Source organism: Rickettsia endosymbiont of Culicoides newsteadi, assembly GCF_002259525.1.
GTDB lineage: Bacteria > Pseudomonadota > Alphaproteobacteria > Rickettsiales > Rickettsiaceae > Tisiphia.
Genome location: NZ_MWZE01000097.1, coordinates 1 through 4742, shown reverse-complemented (window position 1 = coordinate 4742; position 4742 = coordinate 1). Strand labels below are relative to the sequence as shown.

Sequence of the window (4742 nt, the reverse complement as noted above, 5' to 3'; positions counted from 1 at the left end):
ACCTGCTCTCTCATTAATTTTTTCTTTAATATTGTCTTACCATTTTTATCTACACCGTGAATTTGAAAAATTCTTTTGCAATATCTATACCAATTGTGGTAACTTCCATATGGGTCTCCTTATTGTTGTTTAGGATTCATTTCCTATCCTAGAAGATTAGCATATGCTTCTCATTCTGTATATAGGGTAGGTCCATACCATTAATTCAGGGGAATTGGGTACAACTGTTGAAAGTTAGAAGGTGGAGCGGATTTTAGATAGCTTTTTCGTCATTGCGAGACCACGCAAGTAGGTCGTGGCAATCCATTTTTGGTTAATTTTGTGGATTGCTTCGTCGACCTACGGTCTTCCTCGCTAATAGACGTTGACCACATATGACTTTAAACTACCTGGTCTAAAACTGCTTCCTCTTCCAACTTTCAACAGTTGTGGGGAATTGGGTAGCAGGAACGATGGAGCGACGCCTATAAGTAATAGGCAAGCATTGAGCGACAAAGTCACCAACTTCCCATCAATTGACTATAAAAGTTGCGTAGCCTATTTATGCAGTCCTTTGGTAGTCGAATATTCAAAATGTAAGGCTTTACCTTCAAATACCCTACTATAGGCATGATGTAAACTACTGGCTGCTTCTGCAAAACCACTAAGAATTAATTTTAATTTTGCTGGATAACTAGCAATATCACCAATTGCATAGATACCTGAAATATTTGTTTCAAAATAACCAGGCTCGACAATTATATGATTAGTTTTAATATTTAATCCCCAATTTTTTATCGGACCAAGTTCTTGGGTAAGTCCAAAAAATGGCAATAATATATTTGCCGATAAGGTACGAATATTTCCTTCGAAATCCTTTACTCCAACGGCTTCTAAGATGCCATCTTTTCCTACTAAATGGTCTAGTTGATAATTAATTACCAACTCAATTTTACCATTATCGGCTAATTCTTTGAGTTGCCTTATAGTTTCAGGAGCTGCTCGAAATTTCTCACGCCGATGTACTAAATATATTTTTTTAGCAATTTCGCAGAGTGATATTGCCCAATCTACAGCCGAATCTCCGCCACCAGCTATGACGATTTCTTGGTTAGCCAAACTATTGCGGTTATTGATAAAATAAAATACTGATTTTCCTTCAAATGCTTCTATACCAACTAGTGGAGGTCTGTTAGGTCCAAAAGAACCACAGCCAGCAGCAATAATAATAACTTTAGCAGCTATTGTGACATTTTTAGAAGTGGTGATTTGGAAATAGTCATCTGCTTTTTTTAATTGTATAACTTGCTGATTGAGATGATAAACCGGATTAAACGGATTGGCTTGTAATGCCAATTGTTCTATCAACTGTTCTGCCATAATTTTAGGGTAGGCTGGTATGTCATATATCGGCTTTTCTGGATATAGTATGCTACATTGCCCGCCTATTATTTCCTGTGAGTCAACAACATGGCAACGCATACCAAGCATCCCAGCTTGGAAAATAGCAAATAACCCAACTGGCCCTGCTCCAATTATTATAATATCAGTATTGTGCATAAAATAAAATTTTATAAATAAAAAATCGTAACACTCTTAGTGATACCAGGATATTATAGTTAATTCAGGAGAATTTGGGGCTAGGAACGATGGAGCGACGCCTATAAGTAATAGGCGAGCGACGAGTGACAACGTCCCCAACTTCTCATCAATTGACTATATGTTAGAATGGACAAATAATCAACTAATAACGCTAAAATTTGAAATTGTGTCCTTTTGATAAATGTTTTATATATATTTTCTCATCTTACGCATGGCGTTTAAAAGTCGCATAGAAAATAGCTTGGTGTCATTGCGAGAAAGACCGTAGATCGACGAAGTAATCCATAAGTTATCATTCCCGCGTAGGTGACTATCTAAGTCAAACAACGTTAACAGAATCTGTTGAATCTGAATGAACTATTAGGCTTATATTACCTAATAACGATGCATTTTGAGAAATTTGCTCTTGTAAGAGTGCTTCTATTTCTTCTATAATCCCTCCTAATTGCTGCTGCATTTCTTTTAACTTTTGCACAATAGGCGGTAGTTTTTTGTCTAGCGACTGTGTTTGCATTGCAGAGGAAATGGAAGGGGTATTTTTTTTCATTAACCATAGCCATACACTATCTTCTTTTGCCTGATCTACTTGTTCATTCTGATAGGGTAATGTTTCTACAGTTTTTAATATATTTCTATGTAATAGCTTCATTACATCTTGTTGTAGACCAAGCCCTATCTTTTTGTTTCCGGACAAGTCAAGGCTCAATATACGGTCGTTATTTTCTAAAGCTTGTATTAAACATTTTGCGCCTTTATTGCTTATCTTGTTACGATGTAAATAGACTCCATCTATAAATTTATTGCCTTCTAATAGTTTGGCTATTAACATAGCGCCTTTATCATCTATTTCGTTGCAATCTAAATTTATACGTTTTACAGTATTGTTTTCCAATAAGGCTTGTACCAGTAATCCAATTTGCTTATTGCCTATCTTATTCTTATACAAATCTATCTTCTCAATATTTTCTCCTGCTTTTAGAGCTTTGATAACTCTATTGAGTTCTGTAGTGGATTTGCCCATAAAATTTACCTTATAAAAATTTAACAAATGTACGATACATTTTATATAAGACAATATTTTGTTTTACATGTAAAGTATTTTTTGAAAATTAATAATGATATCAATTGACTATAATATTTTTTTTGCTAATATGCTTAGTGCTTCTTAGTAAATATGCTAGAATGATAAAATTAAAGTAACTTATTAAATTTTATGTTCCAAACATTAACTCAAAATCTAACAAAAATCTTTGATCGTATCAAAAGAAGCGGCACTTTATCTGAAGCCCAAATAAACGATACTATGCGTGATATTAGGATTGCCCTTCTTGAAGCAGATGTGGCACTACCGGTAGTTAAGGACTTTATTGCTGAAGTAAAGTTAAAAGCTATGGGGCAGGAGGTGATAAAATCAGTCTCTCCAGGGCAGATGATAGTAAAAATTATCCATAATGAGTTAATTAATATATTATCCTCTTCTCCAGAGGATAGTGTATTACAACTTAAATCTGCCCCTCCGGTAAATATTTTGATGGTTGGGCTGCAAGGAAGTGGGAAGACTACTGCCAGTGCTAAATTAGCACTTAGGCTAAAAAATCAGAATAAAAAGGTGTTGTTAGTTTCTCTTGATACTTATCGTCCTGCTGCTCAGGAGCAGCTAACCATCCTTGGTAAATCGATAGAGGTAGATAGTTTAACTATTATCCCCAACCATAATCCTATCGATATTACTAAAAGAGCCTTGCACGAATCAAAATTAGCCGCCTATGATGTCGTTATTTATGATACGGCAGGTAGGTTGCAAATCGATGATCAAATGATGCAAGAAGCGGTAAATATAAAAAATTTAGTAAAGCCAAAGGAAATAATTCTGGTGGTTGATGCAATGACAGGGCAAGATTCAGTACTTATAGCTAGCAATTTTGACCAACAACTAGGAATTACCGGGGTGATTTTATCTCGTATTGATGGTGATGCTAAAGGTGGAGCGGCTTTGAGTATTAAGCATGTTACCAATAAGCCTATTAAGTTCCTAAGTACTGGTGAAAAATTGGCAGATTTAGAGTTATTTGATCCAGAACGTATCGCCTCGAGAATATTAGATATGGGAGATATTATTTCCTTTGTTGAAAAAGCAAGTAGCCTAATAGATCAGGAAGAGGCGGAAAAAGCAGCTGCTAGACTAAAAAAAGGTAAATTTGACTTGGAAGATTACCTAACGCAAATGAGGAGTATAAAAAAACTAGGTGGATTGAGCAGTATGATAAATATGTTACCTGGCATTAATAAAATTATCGATAAGGTCGATCAATCGAAATTAAGTAGCAAATTAATAGACCACCAAGAAGCAATAATTTTGTCAATGACCAAAAAAGAACGAAGAAAACCAGATTTGCTGAATGCCTCACGTCGAAAGCGTATTGCTGAAGGCTCAGGAACATCAGTTCAGAAAGTCAATAATCTATTGAAACAATTTAAGCAAATAAGTGGTTTTATGAAAAAGGCAAGCAATATGAACCCCAAAAGCCTAATACGTAGTGGTCTAGGTAATTTATTTAAACCATAATTCTGTATTACAGTTATAGTTTAGATGTGAGCGTTCACAATTTTTTTGCTATTTTTTTGTGATGAATAAAAAAATCTGATCGCCAAGCGTCACTGCGAGGAGTCCGTAAGGTCGACGAAGCAAGCCATTTCTAATCACTTCTCTGGATTGCTTCGTCGGTCTGGCGACCTCCTCGCAATGACATATAAATAAAGTAGAAAAATCGTCGTTGCGAGCTACCGTAGGTGGCGTGGCAATCCATTTTTGGTTAGTTTTATGATTGCTTCGTCGACCTACGCTCTCCTCGCAATGACATCTTATACTTTAACCTTTTTTCCGTGAACACTCACATTTAATCTACAACTGTAGTACTAGACAAACCTTAGCGATTTAACCATATGAAAGCAACATTATACGTCAATTCGGGATAAGGTTATAATTTAGAGGAAAGTCGAAATTGCAATTTATGGAAGGTTTATTTTTCTTAAGAGAATAGGCAACTAGTGTAGAAAGTATATGAACAAAAGCATTTATAGGGGATCTGTGTCTAGTATGCTCAAGGTTCATTTTGTTCTTTAAATAATCAAAAACTGTTTCAATTAAATTACGTTTTCTT

5 protein-coding genes and 1 pseudogene are annotated in these 4742 nt (G+C 35.3%); 2 read left to right on the top strand and 4 right to left on the bottom strand.

The annotated features are described in order from the left end of the window. Nucleotides 1-109: pseudogene (locus tag RiCNE_RS08090) on the bottom strand (IS110 family transposase); the annotation flags it as partial. A 327-nt stretch (nucleotides 110-436) separates the two neighbouring features. Between RiCNE_RS08090 and RiCNE_RS07580 the strand changes: the two are divergent. Then, a complete protein-coding gene (locus RiCNE_RS07580; protein WP_157905698.1) occupies nucleotides 437-607 on the top strand; it encodes a hypothetical protein in 171 nt (56 codons plus the stop codon). Here the strand turns inward: RiCNE_RS07580 and RiCNE_RS05955 are convergent. Next, complete coding sequence (locus RiCNE_RS05955; RefSeq protein ID WP_094649670.1) at nucleotides 538-1539, bottom strand: NAD(P)/FAD-dependent oxidoreductase; 1002 nt, start codon at nucleotides 1537-1539, stop codon at nucleotides 538-540. The two genes, RiCNE_RS07580 and RiCNE_RS05955, sit on opposite strands and share 70 nt — an antisense overlap. Before the next feature lie 361 nt (nucleotides 1540-1900). Continuing rightward, a complete protein-coding gene (locus RiCNE_RS05945; protein WP_094649669.1) occupies nucleotides 1901-2602 on the bottom strand; it encodes a leucine-rich repeat domain-containing protein in 702 nt (233 codons plus the stop codon). 192 nt (nucleotides 2603-2794) lie between these two features. Between RiCNE_RS05945 and ffh the strand changes: the two genes are divergently transcribed. Next, nucleotides 2795-4147, top strand: a complete 1353-nt coding sequence (gene ffh, locus RiCNE_RS05940; protein WP_094649668.1) for a signal recognition particle protein — start codon at nucleotides 2795-2797, stop codon at nucleotides 4145-4147. Between the two features lie 396 nt (nucleotides 4148-4543). Here the strand turns inward: ffh and RiCNE_RS05935 are convergent. Then, nucleotides 4544-4742 (bottom strand): transposase (locus RiCNE_RS05935; RefSeq protein ID WP_157905643.1); only part of this gene is annotated, 199 nt, incomplete at its 5' end.